Below are 25,903 nucleotides of genomic sequence, written 5' to 3' on the forward strand. Positions count from 1 at the left end.
CGGCGTGGCACGCCGCATCGTCCACCGCTGCTTCAGCGGCTGGCCAGGTCCGGATCCCGTCAAGGACGACGGCCTGGTCACAGACCGAACTCGTCGCCGACGCCGATAGAACCACAGGGGACTCCGGCGCGACGGGGTGAAGCCTGGTAGGCCGATGACGATGTCGTCGTCGAAGTGATTGACCAGGCTGTCGCCGACCCCCGCTGAGGGACACCGGCGATATCTTCTGAGGCCGACCGAAGCCTGCTCCTGGTCGCGCTCACCGGTCACTGCGGCTGCACGCCGGCCCTACCGAACGCCGCTGAGCTCGTCGCACTTCTCGCCACACCTGCTGTGTGGCACAGCCATGCCAACTTTCGTTCACATTGTGAGGAATGAGGCACTATGAGTACCTCTTTACGAAGGCACGGCCCGGACTCGAACCGGGCCCCCTTCCGCCGCGTGGTCGTCACCGGCGGCTGTGGATTCGTCGGTTCACACCTGTGCGATCTGCTGCTCGACAGCGGTGTCGAGGTGGTGTGCGTGGACAACTTCCTTACGGGCACGGAGGACAACGTCGTGCACCGTCAGCTGGACGCCCGGTTCGAGTTGATGGTCCACGACGTCACCGACCCGATCCCGATACCCGGGGAAGTCGATCTCGTACTCCACCTCGCCTCGCCAGCCTCTCCGCAGGACTACCTGCGTCTGCCGGTCCAGACGCTTCAGGCCGGTTCCCTGGGAACCTTCAGCGCCCTGGAGTTGGCCAGAGAGAAGAAGGCCCGCTTCGTACTCGCCTCCACCTCAGAGGTGTACGGCGACCCGCTGGAGCACCCTCAGCGGGAGTCCTACTGGGGCAACGTCAACCCGGTGGGGCCGCGCAGCGTGTACGACGAGGCGAAGAGGTTCGCGGAGGCGGCGACCACCGCCTACCGCACCGAGCACGGTGTCGACACCGCGATCGTACGGATCTTCAACACGTTCGGGCCGCGGATGCGCGCGGAGGACGGGCGAGCGGTACCGAACTTCATCCGCCAGGCGTTGGCGGGCGAGCCACTGACCGTCACCGGCGATGGCTCGCAGACGCGGTCCCTGTGCTACGTCGGCGACACGGTCAGAGGCATCCTCGCCGTCGCCGCGGGCAGCCACCCCGGCCCCGTCAACCTGGGCAATCCCGCCGAGACCACGGTCTTGGAACTCGCACACCTGGTGCGTGAACTGACTGGCTCCGCCGCACCCGTCGAGTTCGTCGACCGCCCGGTCGACGACCCGGAGCGCCGCAGACCGGACATCGCTCTCGCCTGGGAGCAGTTCGGCTGGAAGCCGGAGACCGATCCCCGCAAGGGCCTGAGCACCACCATCGACTGGTTCGCCGCGCAGCTCAACGACACCGCAGTGAGGGAACGATGACGCGACATGCACCACGAGAGACGGAGTCCGCCGAGGCCCTGTCGCACAGGCAGCAGCTCGGCGACGGGTTTCTGCAGGACTTCCGTGCGGACGGCTACGCGGTCTTATCCCGGAAGATCGCGGGAGAGTCCCTCGAAGCCCTCCGAACGGAGGCTGATGCCCTGATCCGGCGCTTCACCCAGGAGGGGTTCCGCTCGGACGACTACTGGCACTTCACCCCCGCGGGCACGGACGCGCCCGTTCTCTACCGCATCCATAACCTGGAGAACCAGGGCTCCCTGGCGGCGACACGCCTCTGCGCCGACGACAGCCCTCTGCACCCGATGGCCGTCGCGATCCTCGGCGGGCCCGTACGCGCCACCGCCTGCGCCATGATCGTCAAGCTGCCAGGAGTGGCCGCCCCCGTGCCTTGGCATCGTGACCGGACCAATGTTCCTCCGCACACCGTGTGCAACCTCAGCGTCTTCCTCGACGACTCCGACGTGGGCAACGGATGCCTTGAGTTCGTTCCTGGCTCCCACCTGGCGTCCGACGCGGAAGAGGCCGAGGCGCTCCGGGCGCGGGGCCCGGTTCGCGCCCTCCCGCTCTCGGCCGGTGACATCGCTGTACACGACGTGCGCATCGCCCACGCCTCGCGCCGCAACACCTCCCCGAGGATCCGCCGCAGCATCGTCGTCGAGTTCGCCCCCGCTGAGCTGGAGCTGCCGTGACCACCCCGAAGCCCACGGCCGAGAGTCCCAGGGTGCGGGTGGCCACCATCACGGTGGGCACCAACGAGTCCCGTTGGTTGGAGCCTTGCTTCGCCACGCTCCTGGACAGCGACGTCCCCGGGGTCGACCTGACGGTCTGGTACGTCGACAACGACTCCCACGACGGCAGCACGGCCTTCGTCAAGGACAGTTTTCCCGAGGTGCGGGTCATCCAGAACGAGAGCAACGTCGGCTTCGCCCGCGCCAACAACATCGGGATGCGCGCGGCCCTCGCCGAGGGCGTCGACTACGTCTTCCTCGTCAATCCGGACACCCAGACCCCGAAGTCGCTGGTGCGCGACCTGGCCGAGTTCATGGAGACCTGGACCGACTACGGCGTGGTCGGCCCGATGCAGTACGAGTACGAGGAGTCGGGCAGCACCGCTCTGGGCGCGTACAACGACTGGTCGAAGTCCGCTCTGCGCTGGGGCGAGCAGCACGCCTTCGCCGGCGACTGGCCGAACCACCCCTCGCCGGCCAGCCCGCCCGAAGGCCGGGCCCCGAACACCCTGGAGCACGCGTACGTCCAAGGCTCCGCTTTCTTCGTACGTGCCGCGCTGCTGCGCACCGTCGGACTCCTCGACGAGGTCTTCCACACGTACTACGAGGAGACCGATCTGTGCCGCCGCGTCCGCTGGGCCGGATGGCGCGTCGCGCTCCTGCTCGATGTCGGCATACAGCACTTCGGCGGTGGAGGAACGGCCGGCAGCAGCTATCGGCGCGTCCAGATGCGCCGCAACCGCTACTACTACCTCCTCACCGACATCGACTGGCGCCCGCAGCCCATGCTGCGACTGGCGTCCCGGTGGCTGAGGGACGATCTGCGTGGACGTGGCGTGGGCGGGGTGACCACTTGGTGGCGTGGGACCTGGGAGACCGCGAAAGCCGTGTGCTGGCTCGTGCGCCGCGCACCTCTGATCCGGGCCCGGCGACGTGCCCACCGCCGGCTCGGCTCGCCGACGGGCAGCCCCGCTCAACCGCAGGCAAGGGGTGCGCGATGACCACACCCCGGATTCTGTTCGCGGGCGTCTTCCACTGGAACGCGGGCTCCAGCCACATGATCGCCGAGTATGCCCGGATCGCCTCGGCATCCGGATGCGAGGTCGGCGTCTCAAGCCAACTGTCGCGCCTGGACGGCACGGTGAACGCCCACCTGCCGCTCGTGGACGACATCAGCTGGGCCACCCACCTGGTCCTCGTCTTCGAGAGCAGGCAGTTCCTCTCGACCCAGCAGCGTGAACTCTGCGAGGCCGTACCGCGGCAGCGGCGCATCATCATCGATCCCGACGGTCACTGGGGCCCGTACGTCACCGCCGACACGGACGACAACGCGGGTGCGGACACCATCGAGTCCTGGCACAAGCTGTATGCCGACCTCAGCGATCTGATCCTGCAGCCGCGCATGAATGAACTTCCCGACGGGGCCGAGTTCTTCAGCTACTTCGGAATGCCGGACATCCACCTGCTCGCCAGCGACCTCCCGCACCCGCGGGCACTGCCGTACGAGTTGCAGTACGTCGGCGCGAACTGGTGGCGCTGGAACGAAATGACCAGCCTCATCCGGGCCGCAGCCACCGCCCAGCCGCCGATCCAACGCATCCGCGTGTGCGGACGCTGGTGGACCGGCGCCCCGCACCCCGACCACCAGACGGCCACCGCCAACGTGTCCGGCTGGATGCGGGATCACGGTGTCGAGGTGGCGCCACCCGTTCCGTTCGGTCACGTGGTCTCCACCATGTCTCAGGCGGCGATCACGCCGGTGCTGGCCCGTCCGCTGCTCGCGCGGATGGAACTGCTGACCCCCCGCATGTTCGAAACCCTCGCCTCGGGCAGCATCCCCGCGCTCTGGCCGGACCTGGGCTACCTATCCGCCCTCTATGGCGACGACGTGGAGCTCTTCCTGCTCGGCGACGATCCGGCCGACAGCCTCGCCCGGATGATCCGTGAGCCGTTCCGGTACCGCGAGCGGCTGGTGCTCATCCAGCGCCAAGTACACGAACGCTTCAACTACCGCGCGGTTCTGACGGAACTCATCCGGTTCACCCGATGATCCCTGAGAGGTCTGCTGTGTCCAACGTCCTGATCACCGGCATCACCAGCTGTGAGAGTCGCGGCGTCGAGGCCCTGGCCCGCTCCATCATCGAGCAGCTGAACACCGAAGGCCCCGGGGGAGGCGACACCGTCACCGTCCTCACCCAGACCCCGTTGCTCGACGCGGAATCCCTCGCCCCCACCGGCGCCCGTTGCGTGGCCGACCCGTTCGTCGTCTCCCGGTCCTGGCAGCAGATGCGCCCCCAGGAGAGCCCCGCCGAACTGGCCGAACAACGTGAACAGCTCCTCGCCCAAGCCGATCTGGTCATCGCAACCGGGGGCGACCTGCACACCTCGGACTACGGGGTCTCCACGCCATACCTCCGAGTCCTCACCGCCGCCCAACAGCGGGACATCCCGACGGTCATGATCGGCCAGTCCGTCGGCCCCTTCGACGACCCGGCCGATGCCGAGGCATGGCTCGCGGTCGCCACCCGGTGCGATCTCCTCACCGTCCGGGAGAGCGTCTCCCTCGACTACCTCGTGGGCAAGCTCGGCCTTCCCGAACACCGTGTGCGACTGTCCTCCGACCCCGCCTTCCTGCTGCCGACAGCCGCCAGCGAGCGAACAGCGGCCGTGCTCAGACCTCTGGGACTCGCCCCCGAAGACCCCTACCTCTGCCTCGCCCCCAGCCAGGGCATCACCCGCTTCAGCACCCTGGAGGAGTCCCAGCACGTGGCAGCACTGACGCGACTCGCCACCTCCCTCGTCCGCACCCGGAAGATGCCGATCGTCCTCATCCCGCACTGCCACGACTCCCGCCCGCACAACGACGACCGGATCCTCACCGCCCGGATCGCCGAAGCAGCCGGCCTGCCCGAGGTCATGGCGTTGCCCGGCGCGCTGACGGCATCCGATTACAAGGGCGTGTTGTCACAGGCCGAACTCGTCATCTCCGAGCGCCTGCACGCCGCGATCGGCGCACTGTCCGGCGGCGCCCCGGCGATCGCGATCGGCCACTCGCACAAGTTCAACGGAGTGCTCGCCGAAACCTACGGTCACACAGTCGACGTTGCCGGCATCCACGCGGACGTCCGCGCTTTCGCCCAGGACACCACGGTCATCGACCAGATCGTCAACGACACCGACGCGACCGCGCTCCGCACCACCCTGCGTCAGCGGCTCCCGCTGATCACGGACCGCGCCCGCAGCGACTTCGCTCAGATCAACAAGCTCCTCGGAGCCTGAACCACCAGTCGCACAGGCGGTCCGCCTGCCCGCACCGCACCGCACCGCGCACGACCCGCTGCGGCCCAGTCCAGAGCCGCGGCGGGTCCCCACTCACGCCAAAGGGAGACACGCCATGCCCACACATCTGGTGACCGGCGGCGCCGGCTTCATCGGGTCCCACCTTGCCGCGTCCTTGATCGAGCGCGGCGACGACGTCGTCGTCCTAGACAACCTCGACGGCGGCAAGACCGAGAACGTGCCCAACGGCGCGACCCTCGTCGTCGGCTCGGTCGCCGACCAGGCCACGGTCGCCGAACTCTTCGCCTCGTACCGCTTCGACGGTGTCTACCACCTCGCCGCCTTCGCCGCCGAAGGCATCAGCCACGCCGTCAAGCACCACAACTACTCCGTCAACCTGCTCGGCAGCATCAACCTGATCAACGCCTCGCTGGCCGCCAAGGTCAGGTTCTTCGGCTTCGCCTCGTCGGTCGCCGTGTACGGCCACGGACACGTCCCCATGCGCGAGGACGAGCGGCCCGTCCCCGCCGACAGCTACGGCAACGCGAAACTCGCAGTGGAGCGCGAACTCGCGGTCACCATGCAGCTTCAGGGTCTGCCGTACTTCGCCCTGCGCATGCACAACGTCTACGGCGAGCGGCAGAACATGGGCGACCCGTACCGCAACGCCGTCGCCATCTTCCTCAACCAGATCATGCGCGGCGAGCCGGTCAGCGTGTACGGAGATGGCAGCCAGATCCGCGCCTTCACCTACGCCCCGGACATCGTCGGCACCTTCCTCGCCGCCGCCGACCAGCCGGCCGCCTGGGGCCAGGTCTTCAACGTCGGCTCCTCGCACACGAGCACCGTGCTGGACATGGCGCACGCCGTGCGCACCGCCATGGGCGTCCCCGACCACCCCATCAAGCACCTGGCGGCCCGCGACGAGGTCCACGCCGCGTACACCGACAACAGCCTCGCCCGTAAGACGCTCGGCGACTGGGCCGACACCCCGCTCGCCGAAGGTCTGCGACGCACCGCGGCCTGGGCCCGTGAACACGGCCCCGTGGAACCCGTGACCTCCCTCAGCATCGAGAACGACACCGCGGACCAACCCGAGTGGTTCACCTGGGCCGCCGGACGAGCGGCCACGTCATGACGCGCCGCACCCTGGCCGTCGACGTCGGCGGCGTCCTCTACTACGACGAGCCCTTCGACCTCGCCTGGCTCCAGGGCGTCTGGGAGCTCACGCGCGCGGACGATCCCGCCTTCCCCATGGACGCCTTCCTCCAGGCCATGCGCGGCTTCTACCAGGGCCGCGCGCCCGGATCACCCCCGCCCAGCCTGTTCCCGCCCAACGGCACGAAGAGCTGGCAGGGCGTCCGCGAGCGCTGGACCTCGCTGGTCCAGCCCGTTCCCGGAGCCGTCGACGCCCTCAGCCACCTCGCCGAGGAGTACGAGGTGTGCATCGTCGCCAACCAGCCCCCGGAATGCCTCGCCATCCTGCGCACCCTCGGAATCGAGCAGCAAGTCCAACTCGTCGCGCTCGACTCCCTCGTCGGCTACGCCAAACCCGACCCCCGCCTCTTCAAGTGGGCCATGGACCGGCTGAGCTGGAAGCCCGAACACACCACGGTCGTCGGCGACCGGCCCGACCACGACGCCGCTCCGGCACTCGCTCTCGGCTGCTCGGCAGTGATCGTCCACGTCGACAGCGGATGGAGCGCGCCTGCTGAGGTCGCTCCCGAGATCGTGACCGCATACCGGGAGCTGAAGATCCAACGCGTCCACACAACCGAGGGAAGCACGAGGCACTGGGCCATCGCCGCCCTCGAAAACCTGGCCGATGTGCTGCGGACCATCAGCCACCAAAAGCGCAGCCCACGCCCCCGCCAGGAGGTGCGCCCATGATCCTCGGCGCCGACTTACCTCTCACCATCGTCATCTGCAGCAACCGCTCCGACAGCCTGTCGGCGGCTGTCACCCGCACGGCCGCGGCCATGGGCCCCAAGGACCGCCTCCTGGTCATCGCGGACATGCCCGTCCAGCACCTGCCCACGCTGTCCACAGACGCCTCGCCGCCTCCGTCCCGCATCCGCGTCATCTGCAACGAGGGGAACCAGGGCCTCTCCCACAGCCGCAACAAGGCCATGAAGGAGGCCACGACGCAGCACGTCGTCTTCCTCGACGACGACATCGTCCCCACCGCCGTGGCACTGACCCGGATACGCGAAGCCCTGACCGCCGGCGCACACGTCACCGGGACGAGGATCACCGCTCACCTTCAAGGGCGCCGACGCCCGTGGTTCCTCACCTCCGGACAACTGCATTACCTCGGCTCGCACGCGCCGGCCCGGCCGGCGTCGATCTGGGGCGGCAGTTTCGCCATCGATGTCGAGCACGCCCGCTTACTGGGAGTCGGCTTCGACGAGCGCCTCGGCCGGATCGGCGGCTCCCTCATCTCCGCCGAGGACACCACCTTCGTACGGGAGATGACCGCGCGCGGTGCCACCGCGACGATCCTGCACGACGCCGAGGTGCAACACCTGATCCCCGCCCACCGGCTGACCCTGTCCTACCTGCTGCGCCGCGCCTTCTGGCAGGGCCGCAGCGAAGCACGGCGTATCGACGCGCGGCGAGGCATCACCAAGGAATGGAACCGCAACCGCTCGGGAGACGGCGCGCGTGCGGTGCGGGCCGCCCTCGCCCTGCTCTACACCGCCAGCGTGCTTCTCGGAGTGTGCCGGGAGGCCATCACACGGAGCCGGACCAGCGACGCCGACGCCGAGCCCAGGAGCGACCGATGAAGGTAGCCATGGTCATCCCGCCGTACCGGTACGGCGCCGACCCCCGCCAGTGGATCACCGTGCCGCCCCAGGGCTACGGCGGCATCCAGTGGGTCGTCGCCACGCTCATAGACGGACTGCTGGAGGCCGGGTGCGAGATCCTCCTCCTCGGAGCTCCAGGAAGCCCAGTCCAGGACGGCGTCACGGTGTCCGACGCAGTGGAGAAGGCCGAGATCCACGCCGCCATCGAAGCCTTCGGCCCGGACATCGTCCACGACCACTCGAACACCGCCGCACTGCCGGCCAACAACCACAGACCCACGGTGAGCACACACCACCTCAACAGCGTGCCGGAGCTCCAGACCAACGGCATCTACCTCTCCCGCGCGCAACGCGCTGCCGCGGGGTCGGTCTCCGCGCCGGTGATCCGGCTACCGGTCAACCCCGCGCGCTGTCAGTTCCACGAGGTGAAGGACGACTATCTCCTCTTCCTGGGCCGGGTCTCCGCGCACAAGGGCGTGCGCGAGGCGGCGGCGTTCGCGCACGCCGCCGGCGTGCCGCTGACGGTCGCCGGACCGGCCTGGGAGAAGGACTACCTGGACGCACTGCTGGCCGACTTCCCGCACACCGTCCGCTATGTGGGCGAGGTCGGCGGCAGCGCCCGTACCCGACTGATCGCACACGCCCGAGCGCAGCTCGTGCTGTCCCAGACGTGGGGAGGACCGTTCGGCGGACGATGGATCGAGCCCGGCGCCACCGTGGTCTCGGAGGCCGCCGCCAGCGGTACCCCGGTGATCGCCACGGACAACGGATGCCTGCCGGAGATCGTCCCCGGCGTCGGTACGGTGCTGCCGATCGGACAGGAGATCACACCCGGCGACGCGAAGGGGGTGCTGGCGTCGCTTCCCACGGCCAAGGTCGTGCGCGAAACAGCGGTGGACCGATGGGGCCACCACACCATCGCCCGCCAGTACCTGGCGGTCTACAAGAGAGCGGTCAGCGGCGAGGTCTGGACGTGACCTCGGAAGGTCACGCCTTGCGCTGCTTCGCCAGACGCTGACGGCGCGCTTCGTAGAGAACGACGGAGGCGGCGTTCGACGCGTTCAGGGAGCTGGCCGAGCCCGTCATCGGAATGCTGATCACGTGGTCACAGAGCTCTCGCCAGGCCGAGCTGAGGCCGGCGGTCTCATTGCCGATGAGCAGTAGAACCGGCTGGGTCAGATCGAATTCCGAGACCTCGGCATCGCCGTCCTCGTCCGTGCCGACGACGGCAACCGGCCGCCCCTGAGCGCGTTCCTTCTCCAGCCACTCCATGACCTCGTGGTGCGACTGGCTCCGCACCACGGGCACGGCGAAGAACGATCCCGTGGAGGCACGTACCGACTTGGGGTCGTACGGGTCCGCCGCGTGCCCCGTCACGATAAGCCCGCTTGCGCCGAAGGCGTCGGCCGACCGCACGATGCTTCCGATGTTGCCGGGCTGCGTCGGCCGGTCGAAGACCAGGCCGAGGAAGTCGTCGCGAACCTTGATCCGCGAAAGGCTGTCCGGCGCCATCTCGACCACTGCCAGGACTTCCGCAGCGCCGTCGGCCTTCTCGCTCAGCTCGGCAAGCAACTGCGGTGCCATCGCGACGCGCTCGGTGCCGACCCCGCGCAGTAGATCCTCGGCCCATCGGGAGAGCGGGCGGCTGGCGTCATAGAGCAGGGACCGAACGGTCCAGCCGTGCTCCACGGCCATCGTGATCGGCCGCACACCCTGAACGAGGAACTCCTTGGCACGCCCTCGCTTGGTGCGGTTGTTGAGCAGCGTCTGCAGCTGCTGGAAACGGGCATTGCGGGTCGTGATCCGCTGCACTGCCACCCGTCCTCCAAGCCGAAGATGATCGTTGCGAACCCAGTTGTCCCAGGCGGAACACGGCACCAGGCACTCAGCAGGTTACACGGACCGGATCGTGACTGTACGTGTCCATCCGTTGTGCAGGCGTCTCGGCTTCGGGCGGCAGCGCACACGAGGTCGCCCTGTTGGCAGCTACGACCTCGCCGGGAACGCCCAGCGGACTCCAACGACTCCTCTACGACCGGACCTTCCCTCAACCCGCGTGCAGTTCGGCCACAAGCCGTTCCGTCTCGAGGCCGCCGGGGACGGCCGCTTTGGATCACAGCGTCAGGCAGCCTGATGTCGCTTCCCAGCAGTTGCTGCGCCGAACGACGACCGCGAGTCGGCCGACAAGGCCCTACGAGCGTCACACTCGGTTCGTCGGACGGCACCGTCACCCGCGTGGGGTGAAGGCGGTTCATCCGCACGGTAATCGCCCGTGCCCTCGGCCCAAGGCTCCGACGTGATCTCGAACCATGTCGTCTTGCCCAAGGGTTCCGGTTGCATCCCCCAGTCGGCCGCCAAGGCGCTCACGAGCAGGAGGCCCCGACCGTTCTCGTCGTTCGGCCCTGCCTCAACACTTCTTGGCAACGATGCATCCGCGTCCGTGACTTCGACGCGAAGCCGTTCATCGGCCCGCGTCACGGAGACGTCGCACGGAGCGTCTGTGTAAAGGACAGCGTTGGCGATCACCTCTCCAGCCAGCAACTCAACGGTCTCCAGTGTCTGGTCCGACAGCGGAAGCCCCAGATCCCGGGCTAGCGAAACAACTTGGCGGCGTGCGGCCGGGACAGCGTCGACAGCAGCCGCAACCGTGAATCCGTACGTCGGACGTTCGGGACTGCGACGCGCCATGACGACAACCTCACCTGGTAGTGGCCTCAGTGACAAGAAGCCTTCCACCCGACAAGGGCTGTGGGAGGACAGTCTGTCCGTAGGCACGCCCGGCAAGACGCTTTGACGCTTCGACGTGTTGTGGTACGGGTCGGCTTCTGTTGAGGCCGCGAGCACCGGAAACGCACGTCGGGTAGACCGTACCCCTCCGCACCTCACCTCAGACCACCGCTCTTGGAGGCCGTGGACGAGCAGTAATGCGCCATCACGCTCGTGCACTGTCCGGCGCAGCCATCCCCTGTCCGTATCGCGGCTGAATCGGGCGCCGTTGACGGTCGTCTCCACAGGCGGGCCTCGCGGACCGGTTGGAGGGGGTTGGCCGTGTGGGCAGCCTGGAAGACGATGAGCGGGTGGTCGAGCCGGGGGAGATACGCCCTGCCAGTACGCCTCGCACAGGCAGGGCCAGGCCGCCCCACCAACAAGCGACGCGATGGGATGTGATCGTCTCTACGCACACAGGCTGTGTTGCCCACCGGCGACTTCGAGGCCGCTGTCCGACTGCTGGCGCTCCAGCCCGAGCAGCCTCAGCAGGTCGGCAGTCACTACCCGGTACGCATTTCCCAGCCGAAGCACCTTGACCGGGTACGCCCCCTGCTTGGCGAGCCCGTATCCGGTGGAGCGGCCGATCATCAGCGCCCGGTTCGCGGTGTCGAGGTCGATGACCGCCGGAAGAGCGAGCAGCTCGTCACTCATCAACCCTCGCACTTCACGGGAAGAAGCGGGTGCCTTCATGATGCCCTCCTGATGCCTTCAGGTGCTGCGGTGTCGGCCTAGATGTATCACGCAGTTGCGGCAGCACTTTCCAGCACCTTAAAGTGCAGCCATGAAACCCGTTCACTGGCCAGCGGCGTTCACCGCCCGGATCGCCCAAGAGATGCGCGAGGCACGCAAGGCCGCTGGCCTCACCATGGGCGAGGTCGCCCAGGGGTGTGCCGACCGCGGACTGACGGAGATCACCGAGCAGTCCGTGAAGAACCTGGAGTCCGGCCGTAAGGCGAGCATGACCATCGCCGACTTCGTCGTGCTGGCTGACGTCCTCGGCGTTCCGCCCGTGACCCTCCTCTTTCCGCTCGGTTCCTCCGACACGGTGGAGGTCCTCCCGGGAAGGGAGGTCTCCACCTGGGACGCGCTCGCATGGTTCACCGGCGAGACCCCCATGGACCAGCCCGCTCCCGCGGGCACCTCCCGCGACGTCCTCGACGTCTTCCGCAACCACGGTGACCTGGTGGCCGCCGCGACCGCCTCCACCGCCCTGGCCAAGGAAAGGCGGCGCGCGGCGAGCACCACCTTGGACCGGGCTCGCAGAGCCACGCTCCTGGAGCGTGCCGAGGGCTACGAGGAGCACGCCTTCGAGGACTGCCAGGAGCTGCGCGCGTTCCGAGGCCGGATGCGTGAGCGCGACCTTGTACCTCCGGCCCTGCCCGACGAACTGGCCTTCGTCGACCAGCCCGACATACCGACCCACCCGGAGGACGGGCAGTGAAGAGCGGAAACCTCATACGGCGGTGCCGCTGCACCGACCCGAAGACCGGGAAGGAGTACGGCGCTTCCTGCCCCAAGCTCAAGTCGTCCCGACGGCACGGCACCTGGACCGCCTCCCAGGAACTCGACCCCGCGCAGGACGGCCGCCGCAGGCGGTTCCGTCGCGGTGGATTCGAGACCTCCACCAAGGCCCAGGAGGAGCTGGACAAGGTTCGCGCCCTCATGGCCATTCCCGAGGAGGACGACGCCTGGGGCAAGACCCAGATCAGCGACCTCCTGGAGAACTGCGTCAAGGACAAGGATCCCGTCCCGGACTACGACGAGACCCGCCGCCGCTTCAAGACGGGGCAGTCTCTGAACTCCAAGGTCACCGTGGCGGAGTGGCTCGACACCTGGCTGGCGGGACGCAAGCGTCTGCGGCGGGGCGGGGCAGCGCGCTACGAGTGCGATATCCGCGTCCACTTGAAGCCGCACCTCGGCCATCTGCGCCTCGACAAGTTGCGCGTGCACCACATCGATTCGATGTTCGACGCGATCAACGAGCGCAACATCGAGGTCCAGGAGCAGAACGCCCAGCGGCGCGTGGTGCTCAACGACCTCAAGGCCACGCCGAACAAGGGTGCCGAGAACCGTGCCCGACGCCGTTGGCTGCAGGCCCAGCTCGACGCGATGCGCCCCTTTCGGCGGACCACCGGCCTCAACACTCAGCCGCACATCCGTGACACCCTGCGCGCCGCGCTGAACGTCGCCATCGCCCAGCAGGTGATGCCCGCCTTCAACCCGGCCGCGCACGTCGAGCTGCTTCCGGGCACGAAGCCGAAGGCGCTCATCTGGAGCGACGAGCGCATCGCGCGCTGGAAGGAGACCGGCGAGAAGCCTTCGCCGGTCATGGTCTGGACCCCCGACCAGACCGCGACGTTCCTCGACTTCGTCGCGGATGACCGGTTGTACGTGCTCTGGCGGCTCATCGCTTTCCGGGGCACCCGACGAGGCGAGGGCTGCGGGGTCCGGTGGGAAGACCACTCGGCCAAGGCGCGCTCTTTGGCCATCGCCACCCAGCTCGTCCAGGACGGCTGGGAGGTCCACGAGGGCGCCCCCAAGACCGACAGCGGCATCCGCCTGATCGCCCTCGACGAGGAGACCAACCAGGACCTCCTCGCCCACAAGGCCCGCCAACAGCAGGAGCGCGAGGCGTGGGGCGAGGGCTGGCAGGACACCGGCAGAATCTTCACCCAGGAGGACGGCTCCCTCCTCCACCCCGGCAAGGTCAGCGACCTCTTCGAGCGCCTGGCGGAGGCCGCCGGCCTTCCTCCGATCCGGCTCCACGACCTTCGTCACGTCGCAGCGACACTGATGCTCGCGGCCGGGGTCGACATCAAGGTGGTCTCCGAGACCCTTGGGCACTCGGACACCCGGATCACCCGGGACATCTACCAGTCGGTCCTGGACGATCTCGCCCGTGACGCAGCCGAGAAGGTCACACAACTCGTACCGCACACCCGCAGGCCCCTGACGACCGTCAAGGACACGGACCCGCCAACCGCCCCCCGCCGACCGAGGATGACGCCACCCCGCAAGAGCGACGAGGCAAAAGGAGAGCGCTCCGCCTGAGCACAGCGAGAAGGAGCCCCGGTCAGCGGGAATCCGACCGAGGGCTCGGACAAGGGAAAGATGGCCACGCCAGCGTTCGAACGGACGCGACACCACTTCGGGCGGGGCAGGCCCAGATGGACCGATCCGTCTGGTTACTGCCCGGCTCCGGCATGCGGACAAGGTCGCGGCGTATCAGCATGGGGATATGAGCGCGCGCCGGGATCTGTGTCACGCCGCCGCCGCGTTTGCCCTTGTTGCGATCATGGCCTCCTGTTCAGGCAGCTCTGATCGCTCGCCCGGCGCGGACGGCAGCGCTGGCACTGGTGAACCGACGACAACCGGCGCTGGTTCGCAGGCAGGCGTACCGCCGGGCGCCGAGGTACTCGGTACGGCGCGACCGGGCATGCCCTTCACCCTCACCGTCCTGGCCTCGGACACCGCCAACGACCCGCACCGGTGGCAGTTCACCGTTCGCAGCGTGGTCTGCGGCAAGCCGCTGGACCACGCGGTGCTGGCGTACGCCGCCGACGCGGTCGGCTCACCCACTGCAACACCGACACCGGAGTCCGGCAAGCAGTTCTGCGTCCTGGCCATGGAAGCGGTCAACGTGGGCAAGAGCATGGCGTCCTGGGACGCCAGCGACAAGGTGAGCCTGAACGTCGCAGACACCCGCTACACCGAGTCGCAAAGGGATGCCGACTACGCCTTGGACTATGCCCAGTACTGGAACAGCAAAGGTGAGACCGCGCCGACCTTCGGCATCAACCCCGGCAGCAAGGGGCCGGTGCACGGGGTGTTCCAGATCCCGGCAGGGGAGAAACCCACCAGCCTCTGGGTCACATCCGGAACAGCCATCACCACGTTCGACGGCGTCCAACCCGGCTACCTGGTTCACCTCCCATGAGTCCGCCGACTGAAACCGAATACCAGCACAGCGGCTGGCGTGACCCGGCACTGGGCCAGGAGACATTCGGCAAGTACGCAAACCGCTGGTACGAGGCTCAAGACCTGGCCGCCTCGACCATGCAGAACTATCGGCGTCATATCAAGAAGCACCTGCTCCCCGAGTTCGAGGACAAGGCGCTCGCCAGCATCCTGCGCACGGATGTCAACCTGTGGGAGAAGAAGGAGAAGGCCGTCTACGCGGCCTCCAGCGTCAAGACCTGGCGCTCGACGCTCCACCTGATCTTCGAAGACGCGATCGACGAAGGTCTGATCACCTTCAACCCGGCCGCAAGGCGGCGCGGTCGCGGCAAGCGCGCCGGCCGCTTCCGAGGCCGTGGCCCGGAGAAGATCATCACCGACGCACTCGGCATCCTGCTGACCGCCGAGCGGACCGCCATACTGTCCGGTCGAGACGACGAGTTCGTCGCCGTGGTCCTCACGGGTTACACGGGCATGCGCTGGGGCGAAGTCGTCGGCCTGGAGACGGAATTCGCCCGCCCCAGCTCAATCCGCGTCGAGTGGCAGCTGTACGAACTCGACGCCGGTGAGCTGGTGCGCTGCCCACCCAAGGACGACAGCTACCGCACCATCGACGCCATGGACTGGCTGTCGACCCTGGTCGCCGATCACGTTGCCCGTACGAAGCCGTCACCCTGCCCGTGCCACGGCAAGACCTACGTCTTCCAAGGCCAGAGACCTGCCCGCACCAGTGGCCACCAGGGCGCGAAGCTCATCGACGTCGCACGTCGCGCCGAAGTCTCCACAGGCACGGTGTCCAACGTCCTCAACCACCCCGATTGCGTCACCAAAGCCAAGCGGGTCAGGGTGGAACAGGCCATCGCGGACCTGGGGTTCGTGCGAGGCGGCTTGGTGTCGCAGCACGCTGCCCACTGGCGCCGAAACGGCTTTGCGACCTGGCTATTCACCCCTGCGGTGTCGGGCTGGTACCCGAAGAAGGCCCCGCAGGAGGCCCGCCCCGTACCAGTGCTTGGCGAGCCGTGGCCCGGAATTCCGGCGCGAGGGCGCGGAGCCAGCAAGCGGGCCGATGCCTGCTGGCTCCCAATCGCCCAGGGACTCACGCCCCACGGCCTTCGCCACACCCACCGGACCGTGATGGAGGACCTCGGCACCGAGACGGCCCTCATGGACGAACGCATGGGCCACATCGACGGCTCGGTCTCGGCGCGTTATGCCCACGTCACCCCAGGCATGCGCAAGCGCCTCATGCTCCACCTGACCGAGCAGTGGGAGGAAGCGCTCGACGCCCGGCTGGCCCTATGCCCGACGTCTCCGGTGCGCGTGCTCGATGATCTCCTGCGTGCACGCGTCCATGATCCAGTCTCCTCGCCATCGATCTCAACCCCGCCGATCGTGATCGCGGTGCCGGGGGTTGAGACTGATGGGCTCGCATGTTGCGGTGTCGCGTATTCCTTGCCGCCCGTTGCTCGGTCTCACGTTGAGTAACGTGAGACCGAGCAACGGGCGGCGCCCCTACTCCTCGTCGAGGAGGATGTTGGCGAGTTCTTCCACCTTCTCCGTGACGATCTGGAGCTTCTCAGCGTCCCGCGAGGTGTTCATGCGGCGGAGTGCGACTTCGGCTGCCTTGCTGCTGCCGTCGCGAAACACGGCGTCAACGACGGCAGCAGCAGGAGTGCCGCGCTTGTAGAGAGTGATGACGGCGTACTGCTCACCGGGGATATCGGCGGGCAGGTGAGCGAGTCCGAGACCGTCGAGGCGGCGACTGATGCTGGCACGGACATGAACGCCGAGGCGACCGGCTTGCTCCAGGTCACGCAGAAGCCACATGACGACACGAAGAACGCCGCCAGACTCTTCGACGGCATGCCGCAGCTCCTCCCAGCTCTCGACCTGGCCGCCAGCGTCGACTGCGGTGAGGTCGAACACGGGTGTAGCCATAAGGATCCCCCCAAGTCTGAATTCAAAGAAAAATTCTGACTTCAGATTATTCTTTCGGATTTGATTCGTCCAGAGCCTGGTGCTGCCTGGTCGATCGTTGGCGGTTGCCGGGGGCGTATCGGCTCCAGGTTCCGCCGACTTCGGTGACCAGGGGTGGCCGTCTTGTCGTGGTAGCCGAGGGTTTTCGCGATGACGGGGCCGAGGCCTGGAGGACGAGTTGGCGGATCGCGGAGGTCTCCCATCGAGATCAGGGCCCGTTCTGCCGCTCGCTGAGTCCGGCGGTGTAGCCATCGCGATCCACGCGGCCTCGCGGGGCTCCGCGCCAACCAGCCGGTCGGCGTCCTCGACCTCGCGGTCCAGAGCCTCACCCCAGTCGCCCCAGCTCCGACACCTCCCAGCCACGTAGAGCGGCGGAGGCAAAGCAGGCGGCGTGTACACCTCGATGGTGTCAAGGCCCGCCGCGAGTACGCCAACCGCGTCAGCGCCCTTGGAGCGACGGACGAACCATGATCAACGGCCAGCGTCATTTCTCGGCTCACCCGTACCCCGAGACCGCCTATTGGCAGTTCAAGGTCAACGCGCCGGTCGTCACCACGCGAGCGGACCAGTCGAACGGCTTACTGCACAAGCTGACGCTCGCCTGTGGCTCCGAACCGGTCGACCACCAAGAAGGCAGTGCCAAGTTCGTTCAGAGTCAGCTCCAGACGCCACAGCGCGACTTCGCCGTCGTCAGTGTAGGGGCGCAGCCCGGAAAACCGGCCCTGCTTCCAATCGCTGTACTTCTCCGAGTGGAAGGTGATCTCGCTGTCCCAGACGCGGCATTCCGTGTCGTACTGGTCCCAGTCGGCCTCGTCGTAGGTCTCTTCGTGGAGACCGACTTCGGCCCAGGCGAACAGTCCCGGTACGACATCGGCGTAGCTGGAGAGTCCGAGCATGATGGGCCAGCGCGCGAGCTCGGTCGGCGGTTGGCCGTCCTCATTGTCGACGCCGAGGACGATCTCGCCCCGCCCAGAGGTCTTGTTGACCCATTCCTCGATGTCGATGACGAGGCGCTCGCCAGCCGCGAGTCGCTCCATCCACGGCCGCGCCAGCTGCAGATCACGGATGCGCAGTACATACGGGTCGTCCTCGGCGGCCCCACGCAACACCGAAGCCGCTTCCTTGTTGAGGATCTGGTTGCGGGGAACAAGCAGCTTCCAACCGCCCCGGCGGGTTCTTTTCAACGTCTCGCGGCTGACGAGCTGCCAGTAGCAAACCTTGACCCCCGGCTCGTACAGGACCACCACCACCGGCAGGGAGTGGTTGAGCCAGTACTGGACGTGTTCGGCATCGGGCCGGAACCACCAGCCACCTTGAGTGGTCTCCTTGAACCAGCTCTCACCGCTCTTGATCTGCAGCGCGAGCAGCCGCCCCAGCACCTCTTCCGTGTCCACGATTTCGACATGGGCGTCGATCCCGTAGTCCTCGTCCGGCTGCGGACGAAACAGCCACCCCAACTCGTCTTGGACAGCAAGCTGAGTGTGAGTGACTCCTTCGCTGCCGACCTTGGCAGCGGGAATTCGGCGCATCATGACCGCCATTATTCGCCGCCCTCGGCGCTTGCTACTTCCGGGAGGCGCGCGGACCCCAGCCGGCTTCCAGCCTCGGGTACCTGCCCGTGCCATACGCGTCGGTGCTGTTTGGCAATGACTTGTAGGGATGGAACAACGGCCAGGCGTTCGTCGACATGCTCCCAGCAACGCCCTTGGCCACCGCCCCTGCACGCCCCTTGCACGTTTGGCCACCGGTCGGCCACCAGGAAGCGCCTGACCGGGCTTCCAGCCCGGCACTCCAGCAGAAGCAAGGTAACGAAATGGCAAAAGACCCAGTTCAGAGGCTATCTGACCTGGGTCTTCGCTGAGCCGCCTTCGGGATTCGAACCCGAGACCTACGCATTACGAGTGCGTTGCTCTGGCCATCTGAGCTAAGGCGGCGCGCTGTCCGCACTATGGTGCGATCAGCAACGTCGGTAAGTCTACACAGTTTCCGGGGTGCTCCGAACCAGGGGTCGGAGCACCCCGGGGACGTCCCGACCCGGCCGTCGCGGATGCCGAGGATCAGGACGCTGAGCAGCGCTTTCCGTCCGTAGGGGGCGTGCCGCGGAGCAGGTACGTGTTGATCGCGGAGTCGATGCAGGCGCTGCCGCGCCCATAGGCGGTGTGGCCGTCGCCGTCGTACGTGAGGAGGCGAGCCGAGGACAGCTGGGAGGCGAGGGACTGCGCCCAGCGGTACGGCGTGGCCGGGTCACGGGTGGTGCCGACGACGACGATCGGGGCGGCGCCCTTCGCCTCGATGCGGTGCGGTCCGCCCGTCGGCCCCACCGGCCAGTACGCGCAGTTCAGGGAGGCCCACGCGAGGGCCCGGCCGAAGACGGGTGAGGCCTTCTCGAACTCGGGGAGAGCCCGTTCGACCGCTTCCGGGGTGTCGTAGGCGGCCGGGAGGTCCAGGCAGTTCACGGCGGCGTTGGCGTACATCAGGTTGGAGTAGGTGCCGTCGGGCGCCCGCTCGAAGTAGCTGTCCGAGAGGGCGAGCAAGCCGGCGCCGTCGTCCTTCTCGACCGCCTCGCTGAGCGCCTGGCGCAACTGCGGCCAGGCCCCCTCGTCGTACATCGCGGCGATCACGCCCGTCGTCGCGAGGGACTCGCCGAGCCGCCGCCCGTCGGCGTCGCCGGTCGCGAGCGGCCGTGCGTCCAGCCGTTCGAAGAGCCCGCTCAGGTTCTCGGCGACCTGCGTCGGCGTACGCCCCAGTACGCAGTCCTTCCGCCGTACGCAGTCCCTGGCGAACGCCTGGAAGGCCGTCTCGAAGCCCGCCGTCTGCTCCTGGTTGAGCCGACGGGCCGGCAGCGACGGGTCCAGCGCGCCGTCCAGCACCAGCCGCCCGACCCGCTCCGGGAACAGCCCCGCGTACGTCGCACCCAGGAACGTCCCGTACGAGGCACCCACGTACGTCAGCTTCTCGTCGCCCAGCAGGGCCCGGAGAATGTCCATGTCCCGCGCGGCCTCGACCGTGGAGACGTGCCGCAGCAGCTTCGGCGCCCGCTCCCCGCACCCCTCCGCGAAGCGCTTGTACGCGGCGACCAGCCGACCCCTCTCCGCCGTGTCGTCGGGGGTGAGATCCGTCTGTGTGTACGTGTCCATCTGGCGCCCGGTGAGACATTCGACCGGCTCACTGCCCGCCACGCCCCTCGGGTCGACGGCCACCATGTCGTACCGCGCCCGCACCTTGGCCGGGTAGCCGATGCCCGCGTACCGCTGCACATAGCCGACCGCCGAGCCGCCGGGCCCACCCGGATTGACCAGCAGCGAGCCGAGCCGCTCTCCCGGCCCGGTCGCCTTCCGCCGCGAGACGGCCAACTCGATGTCACCCTCGCCCGGCTTCGCGTAGTCGAGCGGCGCCCTCATCGTGGCGCACTGGAAACCGGGGGTCTCGCAGGTGCGCCAGCTCAGCTTCTGCTCGTAGTACGGGGCCAGCGCCGACGGAGTCGCACGGGGCAGCGGGCCGAGAGCGGGCCCCCCGTCGACCGTCGTGGCCGCCGCACTGGAGTGACCGGAGGAGCAGCCCGCGACGAGCAGCGCGGCGGCCGCGAGCAACGCGCCGGCGGCCCGCAGGGACCGGTTCGGCCGGGAAGTACGCCTGGTGTGCATCTCGCGAGCCTAACCAGAACCACTCAATTCATCACGAACGGCGACGAACGCTCCTCGTACGAATGACCCGGTCAACCGAACGCACCCCGGTGCCCGCGGTCGTGCCGCACAGACCACCCCCGCAGACCAGCCCCCCAGACCAACCCGGCCGACCAACCCGGCGGGGCCCCCTCCCCCATCACCTCACCCGGCGCGCAGGGCCATCGTCATCGCCTCCACGGCCAGCAGGGGCGCCACATTGCGATCCAACGCCTCTCTGCACGCCGCGATCGCATCGATGCGCCGCAACGTCGCCTCGGGCGTGCCGCCCCGCGCGAGCCGCTCCAGACTGTCCCGCACCTCGACATTGGCGAGCGCGACCCGCGACCCCAACTGGATGGCCAGCACATCCCTATAGAACCCGGTCAGCTCGGTCAGCGCGAGGTCCAGGCTGTCCCGCTGCGCCCGCGTGCGCCGCCGCTTCTGCTTGTCCTCCAGGTCCTTCATCACGCCCGCCGTGCCGCGCGGCATACGCCCGCCCTGCACCGCGCCCAGCGCCGCCTTCAGCTCCTCGGTCTCCTTGGTGTCGACCTCTTCGGCCAACTGCTTCGACTCCTCCGAGGCGGCGTCCACCAACTCCTGCGCCGCCTTCAGACACCCTCCGATGTCCTCGACCCGCAACGGCAGCTTCAGCACGGCAGCCCGCCGCTCCCGGGCCCGCGGATCGGTGGCCAGCCGCCGGGCCCGCTCGATGTGCCCCTGGGTCGCCCGCGCGGCCGTCGCGGCGGCCTCCGGCTCGATGCCCTCCCGCCGTACGAGCATGTCCGCCACCGCGTCCACCGACGGTGTGAGCAGTGCGACATGCCGGCACCGCGACCGGATCGTCGGCAGCACGTCCTCCAAGGACGGCGCGCACAGCATCCACACCGTCCGCGGGGCGGGCTCCTCCACGGCCTTCAGCACGGCGTTGGCCGACTTCTCGTTCAACCGCTCGGCGTCCTCGACCAGGATCACCTGCCAGCGCCCGTTCGCCGGCGACGTGAACGACTTGCGCACCGTGTCCCGCATGTCGTCGGCCAGGATCTGCGTGCCCACCGCCGCCACGGTGCTCACATCCGCGTGCGTCCCCACCAGCGCCGTATGGCACCCGTCACAGAACCCGCATCCCGGGCTCCCCCCGAGCGCCCGGTCCGGACTCACACACTGCAACGCCGCGGCGAACGCCCGCGCCGCCGTCACCCGCCCCGACCCCGGCGGCCCCGTGAACAGCCACGCGTGCGTCATCTTCGACGCCTCCGGAGGCGCGACCCCCTGCTCCGCCGCCGTGACGATCCTGTCCGCGTCCCGAGCGGCCGCGTCCAGCTGCGCACTCAGCCGCTCCTGCCCCACCAGGTCGTCCCACACAGCCATGCCCCACCGCCTCCGTCACACAAAACCCTCACCGCGCCCCATTGTGCGCGACCCCACTGACATCACACCGCCCACACATCCGACCGCGGCACCGGACCGTCGTCCACGGAGACGACCACGCCGCCCGGTAGGCCGCCGACGCACGCACGGTCGGCCACCGACGCACGCCCGGTAGGCCACCGACGCACGCCCGGTAGGCCGCCGATGCACGCACGGTAGGCCGCCCACGCACGGAAGGGGCCGTGCCGGTGCGTCGAGCCCGTCGCATACAGCGGCCCAGAGAACCCGGAGAATCCACCCCCGAGCAGTAGGGCACCAAGCGACGGGCTGACGCACCGGCACGGCCCCGACCCACCCACCGGCGGTACGCGTACCGGTCGTCGGTGGCCGGTACGCGTACCGGCCACCGACGGCCAACAACCAACACGGCCCGGCTCAGCTCAGCTCAACTCAGCGGCGGCGCCGCCCCCAGCCCCGCTTCCCCTCGGCATCGTCCTCGCCGTGCGGCCCCAACAACTCGTCCGCCAACGTGGGCAGATCGTCCAGCGGCGTCTCCTCGGCCCAGTCCGACCGAGGCCGCCTCCGCGGCACCCCCTGCTCGTCGACCTGCGGAAGCTCCCGCGTCCGATCGGTCCCGTCCGCACGGTCCGCCCCGTCGGCCCCATCGGCACCGCCCGCCGCAGGCCACTCGTCCCGGAAGTATCCCGGCGGCGCCAGTTCGTCCCGCACCGGCGGCAGCACGGCCGTCTCGTCGGCGGCCTCCGACGGCACCTGCGGCAACACCGCGGTCTCATCCTCGGCAGCCGCAGCCGCAGCCGCAGCCGCAGCCGCAGCCGCAGCCCCAGCCCCGGAAGCCGGCACCGACGGCTTCGGCAGCTTCGCCGTGGTCTCGGAGTCACCCGCCGGCGCATCCCCCCGCACCGGCGGCAACACCGCCGTCTCGTCCACCGGCCCACCCGACGCGTTGGTCGGCGTCACGAACGGCGTAGCCACGGTCACCGCATCATCGCCCCGACCACCGGCACCAGCCTCGGACCCCCTACCCGCATCCGCACCCGCAGCGCCACCCTCAGCCCCGGCCGAAGCCCCAGCCCCAGCCCCGCGCTCAGCCGCAACCCGCGCAGCCTCCGCCGCAGCCGCGACCCGCTCCGCCTCGGCCTTCCGGTCGGCCTCGGCCCGCTCCGCAGCGGCGCGCTCCGCCTCGGCCGCGACCGCCGCGGCCCGGTCGGCCTCCGCGGCGGCGGCCACCCGCCGCGCCTCCTCGGCCCGCAGCAACGCCTCCTCGGCCTTCCGCTGCTTCTCCAGGCGCCGCGCCTCCGCCTCGGCCCGCAGCCGCTGCTCCTCCGCGGCCTGCTGACGACGCCGTTCCTCCTCGACTCGCCGCCGTTCCTCGGCCTCGGCCCGCGCCTTCTCCTCCGCGAGGAGCCGCGCCTGCTCCTCCTCGGCTCGACGGCGCGCTTCCTCGGCCCGCTGCCGGGCCTCCTCCGCCTGCCGCTCCGCCTCGCGCCGCTGAGCCTCCTCCAGCTCGCGCCGCTTGCGCTCCTCCTCCTCGGCCCGCAGCCGCGCGAGCTCCTCCTGGCGCTCGCGCTCCAGCCGCTCCTCCTCGGCCTTGCGCGCGGCCTCTTCCTCGGCCTTGCGCCGGGCTTCCTCCTCGGCCTTGCGTCGGGCCTCCTCCTGCGCCTTCACCTCGGCCTCGGACAGCGGCAGCATCACGTCGAGTCGGGCCCGGATTACGGTCGTCACTGCCTCCGGATCCTGCCCGGCGTCCACGACCAGGTACCGCCCGGCATCCGCGGCGGCCAGTGTCAGGAACCCGGCCCGCACCCGCTCGTGGAACTCGGCCGGCTCCGACTCCAGCCGGTCCGGCGCCTCGGTGAACCGCTCGCGCGCGGTCTCGGGCGACACGTCCAGCAGCACCGTCAGATGCGGTACGAGCCCATCGGTCGCCCACCGCGAGATCCGGGCGATCTCTGTGGGCGAGAGGTCCCGCCCGGCGCCCTGATAGGCCACGGACGAGTCGATGTACCGGTCGGAGATGACGACCGCGCCGCGCTCCAAGGCGGGCCGCACCACGGTGTCCACGTGCTCGGCGCGATCCGCCGCGTACAGCAGGGCCTCGGCCCGGTGCGAGAGCCCGGCGCTGGACACGTCCAGCAGAATCGACCGCAGCCGCTTGCCCACCGGGGTCGCCCCCGGCTCGCGCGTGACCACGACCTCGTGCCCCTTGGCCCGGATCCACTCGGCGAGCGCCTCGACCTGAGTGGACTTCCCGGCGCCGTCCCCGCCCTCCAGGGCGATGAAGAAGCCCGAAGCCGCGGGCGCCTGAACCGGATCGTCGCCCTTCAGCAACGCGTCCCGCAGGTCATGGCGCAGCGGCACCCCGGACCGGTCGTCGACCTTGGCGAGCACCAGCGCGGCGACCGGCAGCAGCAACGCGCCCACCAGCATCAACGTGAACGCCGCACCGCCGTGCGCGAACACGAACTTGCCGCTCTCCAGCCGGTGCGGCCCGATGACGGCGGCGACCAGCGGAGCGACGAGCACCGCCAGCGCCACGAACACCCGTACGACAGCGTGCAGATGCTCGGTGGTGCGGGCCCGCCGGAAGTCCTCGGCCTCCTGGTCGAGCAGCGTGTGCCCGGTGTTGGCGGCGATGCCCGCACCGGCACCGGCGAGCCCCAGGATGAGCACGACGCTCGTGACGTCCGGCGTCAGACCGGCGGCGAGCAGCGCGATCCCGGTGAAGGCGATCGCGAGGGCGAGCAGCCGACGCCGGGACAGCGAGGGCAGCACGGACGGCGCCCGACGGATCCCGACGACCACGCCTCCCGTCAGCGCGGTGACGAACAGCCCGTACATCACCGGCCCGCCGCCCAGGTCCTTGGCGTGCAGCACGGCGACGGCGACCGCGGCGGCGACCGCACCCGCGACGGCCCCGCAGGCCGGTACCAGCAGCGGGATCGCGCCCGTGCGGCCCTTGTCCACACCGGTGCCGGTCTTGGGCCGGCGCAGCCCCTCCAGCGGCGACCGCGCGCGCGGGGTGCGCGTCTTGGGCAGGTCGAGGAAGGTCACGACGGACAGCGACGCGGCGAAGAGCCCGGCGGCGACGTACGAGGAGAGCGCGGCCTGGTGCTGCCCGAACCAGTCGAGGCCCGCACCCAGCAGGTTGTTGAGCAGCGAGGCGACGACGAGGACGGCGGCCGCCAGGGGCACGGCCACGAATCCGGTACGCAGGGCCAGGCGCCGCAGCGCGTCCATGTGGTCCGGCAACGGCCGGACGGTCGCGCCCTCCAGCGGCGGCGCGGGCAGCAGCGCGGGGGCCGCGCTCTCGCGGCAGACCGTCCAGAACCGCTCGGCGACACCGGCGACGAACGCGGTGACCAGCAGCACCGCGAGCGCGTTGTCCGGCGTCCAGTCGATCCACAGGGGCGCGACGATCAGCAGCAGGACCCGCAGCCCGTCCGCGCCGACCATGGTCCAGCGGCGGTCGAGCGGGCCGTCCTGCGCGGTCAGCGAGGTGAGCGGACCGAGAAGCACGGCACCGAAGAGCAGGGTCGCGAGGGCGCGCGTGCCGAAGACGGTCGCGACCGTCAGGGCGACGCCCCGGTATCCGCCACCGAAGGCGCCCTCGGCGATCGCCGCCTGGAAGGCGAGGAGCACCAGCACGAACAGCGCGAGCACATCGCCCACGCCGCCCACGAGCTGGGCGCTCCACAACCGTTTCAGCTGCGGTCGGCGCAGCAGCGCCCGGACGGCGCGCTCCCTGGAATCGGCTGCCAGGGCGTCATCGGGGGCCGGGTTGTGGGCCGTCGGCTGCTCGGCTCGCATCATGCTTTCAGCCTATCGGCACCCACCGACACCCAGAAGCAGCGCCCGAACGCACGCACGCCGCACGACCAAGTCACACAAAACGCACACATTCGGCGAAGCGGAGCGCCCCGTC

General features: G+C 69.2%; 21 protein-coding genes and 1 tRNA gene. 13 read left to right on the forward strand and 9 right to left on the reverse strand.

Annotated features, from left to right (window positions below):
• Positions 1-384 precede the first annotated feature (384 nt).
• The 9 genes from PUR53_RS32180 to PUR53_RS32220 all read left to right on the forward strand — a co-directional run bounded on the left by PUR53_RS32180 (position 385) and on the right by PUR53_RS32220 (position 9,201).
• Complete coding sequence (locus PUR53_RS32180) at positions 385-1,389, forward strand: UDP-glucuronic acid decarboxylase family protein (RefSeq protein WP_329910566.1); 1,005 nt, start codon at positions 385-387, stop codon at positions 1,387-1,389.
• The gene (locus PUR53_RS32185) at positions 1,386-2,099 is read left to right on the forward strand and encodes a phytanoyl-CoA dioxygenase family protein (protein WP_329910567.1); all 714 of its coding nucleotides are present in this window, start codon (positions 1,386-1,388) and stop codon (positions 2,097-2,099) included. The genes PUR53_RS32180 and PUR53_RS32185 overlap by 4 nt, the downstream gene beginning before the upstream one ends.
• A complete protein-coding gene (locus PUR53_RS32190; protein ID WP_329910568.1) occupies positions 2,096-3,139 on the forward strand; it encodes a glycosyltransferase family 2 protein in 1,044 nt (347 codons plus the stop codon). Before PUR53_RS32185 ends, PUR53_RS32190 begins: the two co-directional genes overlap by 4 nt.
• Entirely contained in the window at positions 3,136-4,188 is a 1,053-nt protein-coding gene (locus PUR53_RS32195; protein ID WP_329910569.1) for a hypothetical protein, read from the forward strand. Before PUR53_RS32190 ends, PUR53_RS32195 begins: the two co-directional genes overlap by 4 nt.
• Positions 4,185-5,417, forward strand: a complete 1,233-nt coding sequence (locus PUR53_RS32200; protein ID WP_329910570.1) for a polysaccharide pyruvyl transferase family protein — start codon at positions 4,185-4,187, stop codon at positions 5,415-5,417. The genes PUR53_RS32195 and PUR53_RS32200 overlap by 4 nt, the downstream gene beginning before the upstream one ends.
• A 115-nt stretch (positions 5,418-5,532) precedes the next feature.
• A complete protein-coding gene (locus PUR53_RS32205; RefSeq protein WP_145869514.1) occupies positions 5,533-6,555 on the forward strand; it encodes an NAD-dependent epimerase/dehydratase family protein in 1,023 nt (340 codons plus the stop codon).
• Positions 6,552-7,307, forward strand: a complete 756-nt coding sequence (locus PUR53_RS32210; RefSeq protein WP_329910571.1) for an HAD family hydrolase — start codon at positions 6,552-6,554, stop codon at positions 7,305-7,307. The genes PUR53_RS32205 and PUR53_RS32210 overlap by 4 nt, the downstream gene beginning before the upstream one ends.
• The gene (locus PUR53_RS32215; protein WP_329910572.1) at positions 7,304-8,203 is read left to right on the forward strand and encodes a glycosyltransferase family 2 protein; all 900 of its coding nucleotides are present in this window, start codon (positions 7,304-7,306) and stop codon (positions 8,201-8,203) included. Before PUR53_RS32210 ends, PUR53_RS32215 begins: the two co-directional genes overlap by 4 nt.
• Positions 8,200-9,201, forward strand: coding sequence for a glycosyltransferase (locus PUR53_RS32220; protein ID WP_329910573.1), 1,002 nt, complete (start codon positions 8,200-8,202; stop codon positions 9,199-9,201). Before PUR53_RS32215 ends, PUR53_RS32220 begins: the two co-directional genes overlap by 4 nt.
• Positions 9,202-9,211: 10 nt before the next feature.
• Here the strand turns inward: PUR53_RS32220 and PUR53_RS32225 are convergent, their stop codons facing one another.
• The 3 genes from PUR53_RS32225 to PUR53_RS32230 all read right to left on the reverse strand — a co-directional run bounded on the left by PUR53_RS32225 (position 9,212) and on the right by PUR53_RS32230 (position 11,683).
• The gene (locus PUR53_RS32225; RefSeq protein WP_329910574.1) at positions 9,212-10,042 is read right to left on the reverse strand and encodes an RNA methyltransferase; all 831 of its coding nucleotides are present in this window, start codon (positions 10,040-10,042) and stop codon (positions 9,212-9,214) included.
• A gap of 303 nt (positions 10,043-10,345) precedes the next feature.
• On the reverse strand, positions 10,346-10,912 hold the full coding sequence (locus PUR53_RS48370) for an ATP-binding protein (RefSeq protein ID WP_443080383.1): 567 nt from the start codon (positions 10,910-10,912) through the stop codon (positions 10,346-10,348).
• A gap of 486 nt (positions 10,913-11,398) precedes the next feature.
• Positions 11,399-11,683: a hypothetical protein gene (locus PUR53_RS32230; RefSeq protein WP_443080384.1), complete on the reverse strand. Its 285-nt coding sequence runs from the start codon at positions 11,681-11,683 to the stop codon at positions 11,399-11,401.
• 91 nt (positions 11,684-11,774) lie between these two features.
• Between PUR53_RS32230 and PUR53_RS32235 the strand changes: the two genes are divergently transcribed.
• The 4 genes from PUR53_RS32235 (at position 11,775) to PUR53_RS32250 (ending at position 16,435) form a co-directional block, all read left to right on the forward strand.
• Positions 11,775-12,434 carry a helix-turn-helix domain-containing protein gene (locus PUR53_RS32235; RefSeq protein WP_329910576.1) on the forward strand — a complete coding sequence of 220 codons (660 nt, stop codon included), beginning with the start codon at positions 11,775-11,777 and terminating at the stop codon, positions 12,432-12,434.
• A complete protein-coding gene (locus PUR53_RS32240) occupies positions 12,431-14,044 on the forward strand; it encodes a tyrosine-type recombinase/integrase (protein ID WP_329910577.1) in 1,614 nt (537 codons plus the stop codon). Before PUR53_RS32235 ends, PUR53_RS32240 begins: the two co-directional genes overlap by 4 nt.
• Before the next feature lie 187 nt (positions 14,045-14,231).
• Entirely contained in the window at positions 14,232-14,930 is a 699-nt protein-coding gene (locus tag PUR53_RS32245) for a hypothetical protein (protein WP_329910578.1), read from the forward strand.
• The gene (locus PUR53_RS32250) at positions 14,927-16,435 is read left to right on the forward strand and encodes a LacI family DNA-binding transcriptional regulator (protein ID WP_329910579.1); all 1,509 of its coding nucleotides are present in this window, start codon (positions 14,927-14,929) and stop codon (positions 16,433-16,435) included. The genes PUR53_RS32245 and PUR53_RS32250 overlap by 4 nt, the downstream gene beginning before the upstream one ends.
• Before the next feature lie 27 nt (positions 16,436-16,462).
• On the opposite strand, the gene PUR53_RS32255 is transcribed toward PUR53_RS32250, so the two are convergent.
• From PUR53_RS32255 to tmk, 6 genes are all read right to left on the reverse strand, one after another.
• Entirely contained in the window at positions 16,463-16,876 is a 414-nt protein-coding gene (locus PUR53_RS32255; RefSeq protein ID WP_329910580.1) for a hypothetical protein, read from the reverse strand.
• Positions 16,877-17,505: 629 nt separating this feature from the next.
• Positions 17,506-18,459 (reverse strand): DUF4365 domain-containing protein, encoded by a 954-nt coding sequence (locus tag PUR53_RS32260; RefSeq protein WP_329910581.1) that lies wholly within the window; start codon positions 18,457-18,459, stop codon positions 17,506-17,508.
• 328 nt (positions 18,460-18,787) lie between these two features.
• Positions 18,788-18,861: transfer RNA gene (locus PUR53_RS32265), tRNA-Thr, on the reverse strand.
• A gap of 123 nt (positions 18,862-18,984) precedes the next feature.
• On the reverse strand, positions 18,985-20,571 hold the full coding sequence (locus PUR53_RS32270; RefSeq protein ID WP_329899726.1) for an alpha/beta hydrolase: 1,587 nt from the start codon (positions 20,569-20,571) through the stop codon (positions 18,985-18,987).
• A gap of 183 nt (positions 20,572-20,754) precedes the next feature.
• The gene (locus PUR53_RS32275; RefSeq protein WP_329899725.1) at positions 20,755-21,960 is read right to left on the reverse strand and encodes a DNA polymerase III subunit delta'; all 1,206 of its coding nucleotides are present in this window, start codon (positions 21,958-21,960) and stop codon (positions 20,755-20,757) included.
• Positions 21,961-22,410: 450 nt separating this feature from the next.
• Entirely contained in the window at positions 22,411-25,791 is a 3,381-nt protein-coding gene (tmk, locus tag PUR53_RS32280; RefSeq protein WP_329910582.1) for a dTMP kinase, read from the reverse strand.
• Between the last annotated feature and the right edge of the window lie 112 nt (positions 25,792-25,903).

The organism is Streptomyces sp. SP18BB07 (assembly GCF_036322545.1).
GTDB lineage: Bacteria > Actinomycetota > Actinomycetes > Streptomycetales > Streptomycetaceae > Streptomyces > Streptomyces deccanensis.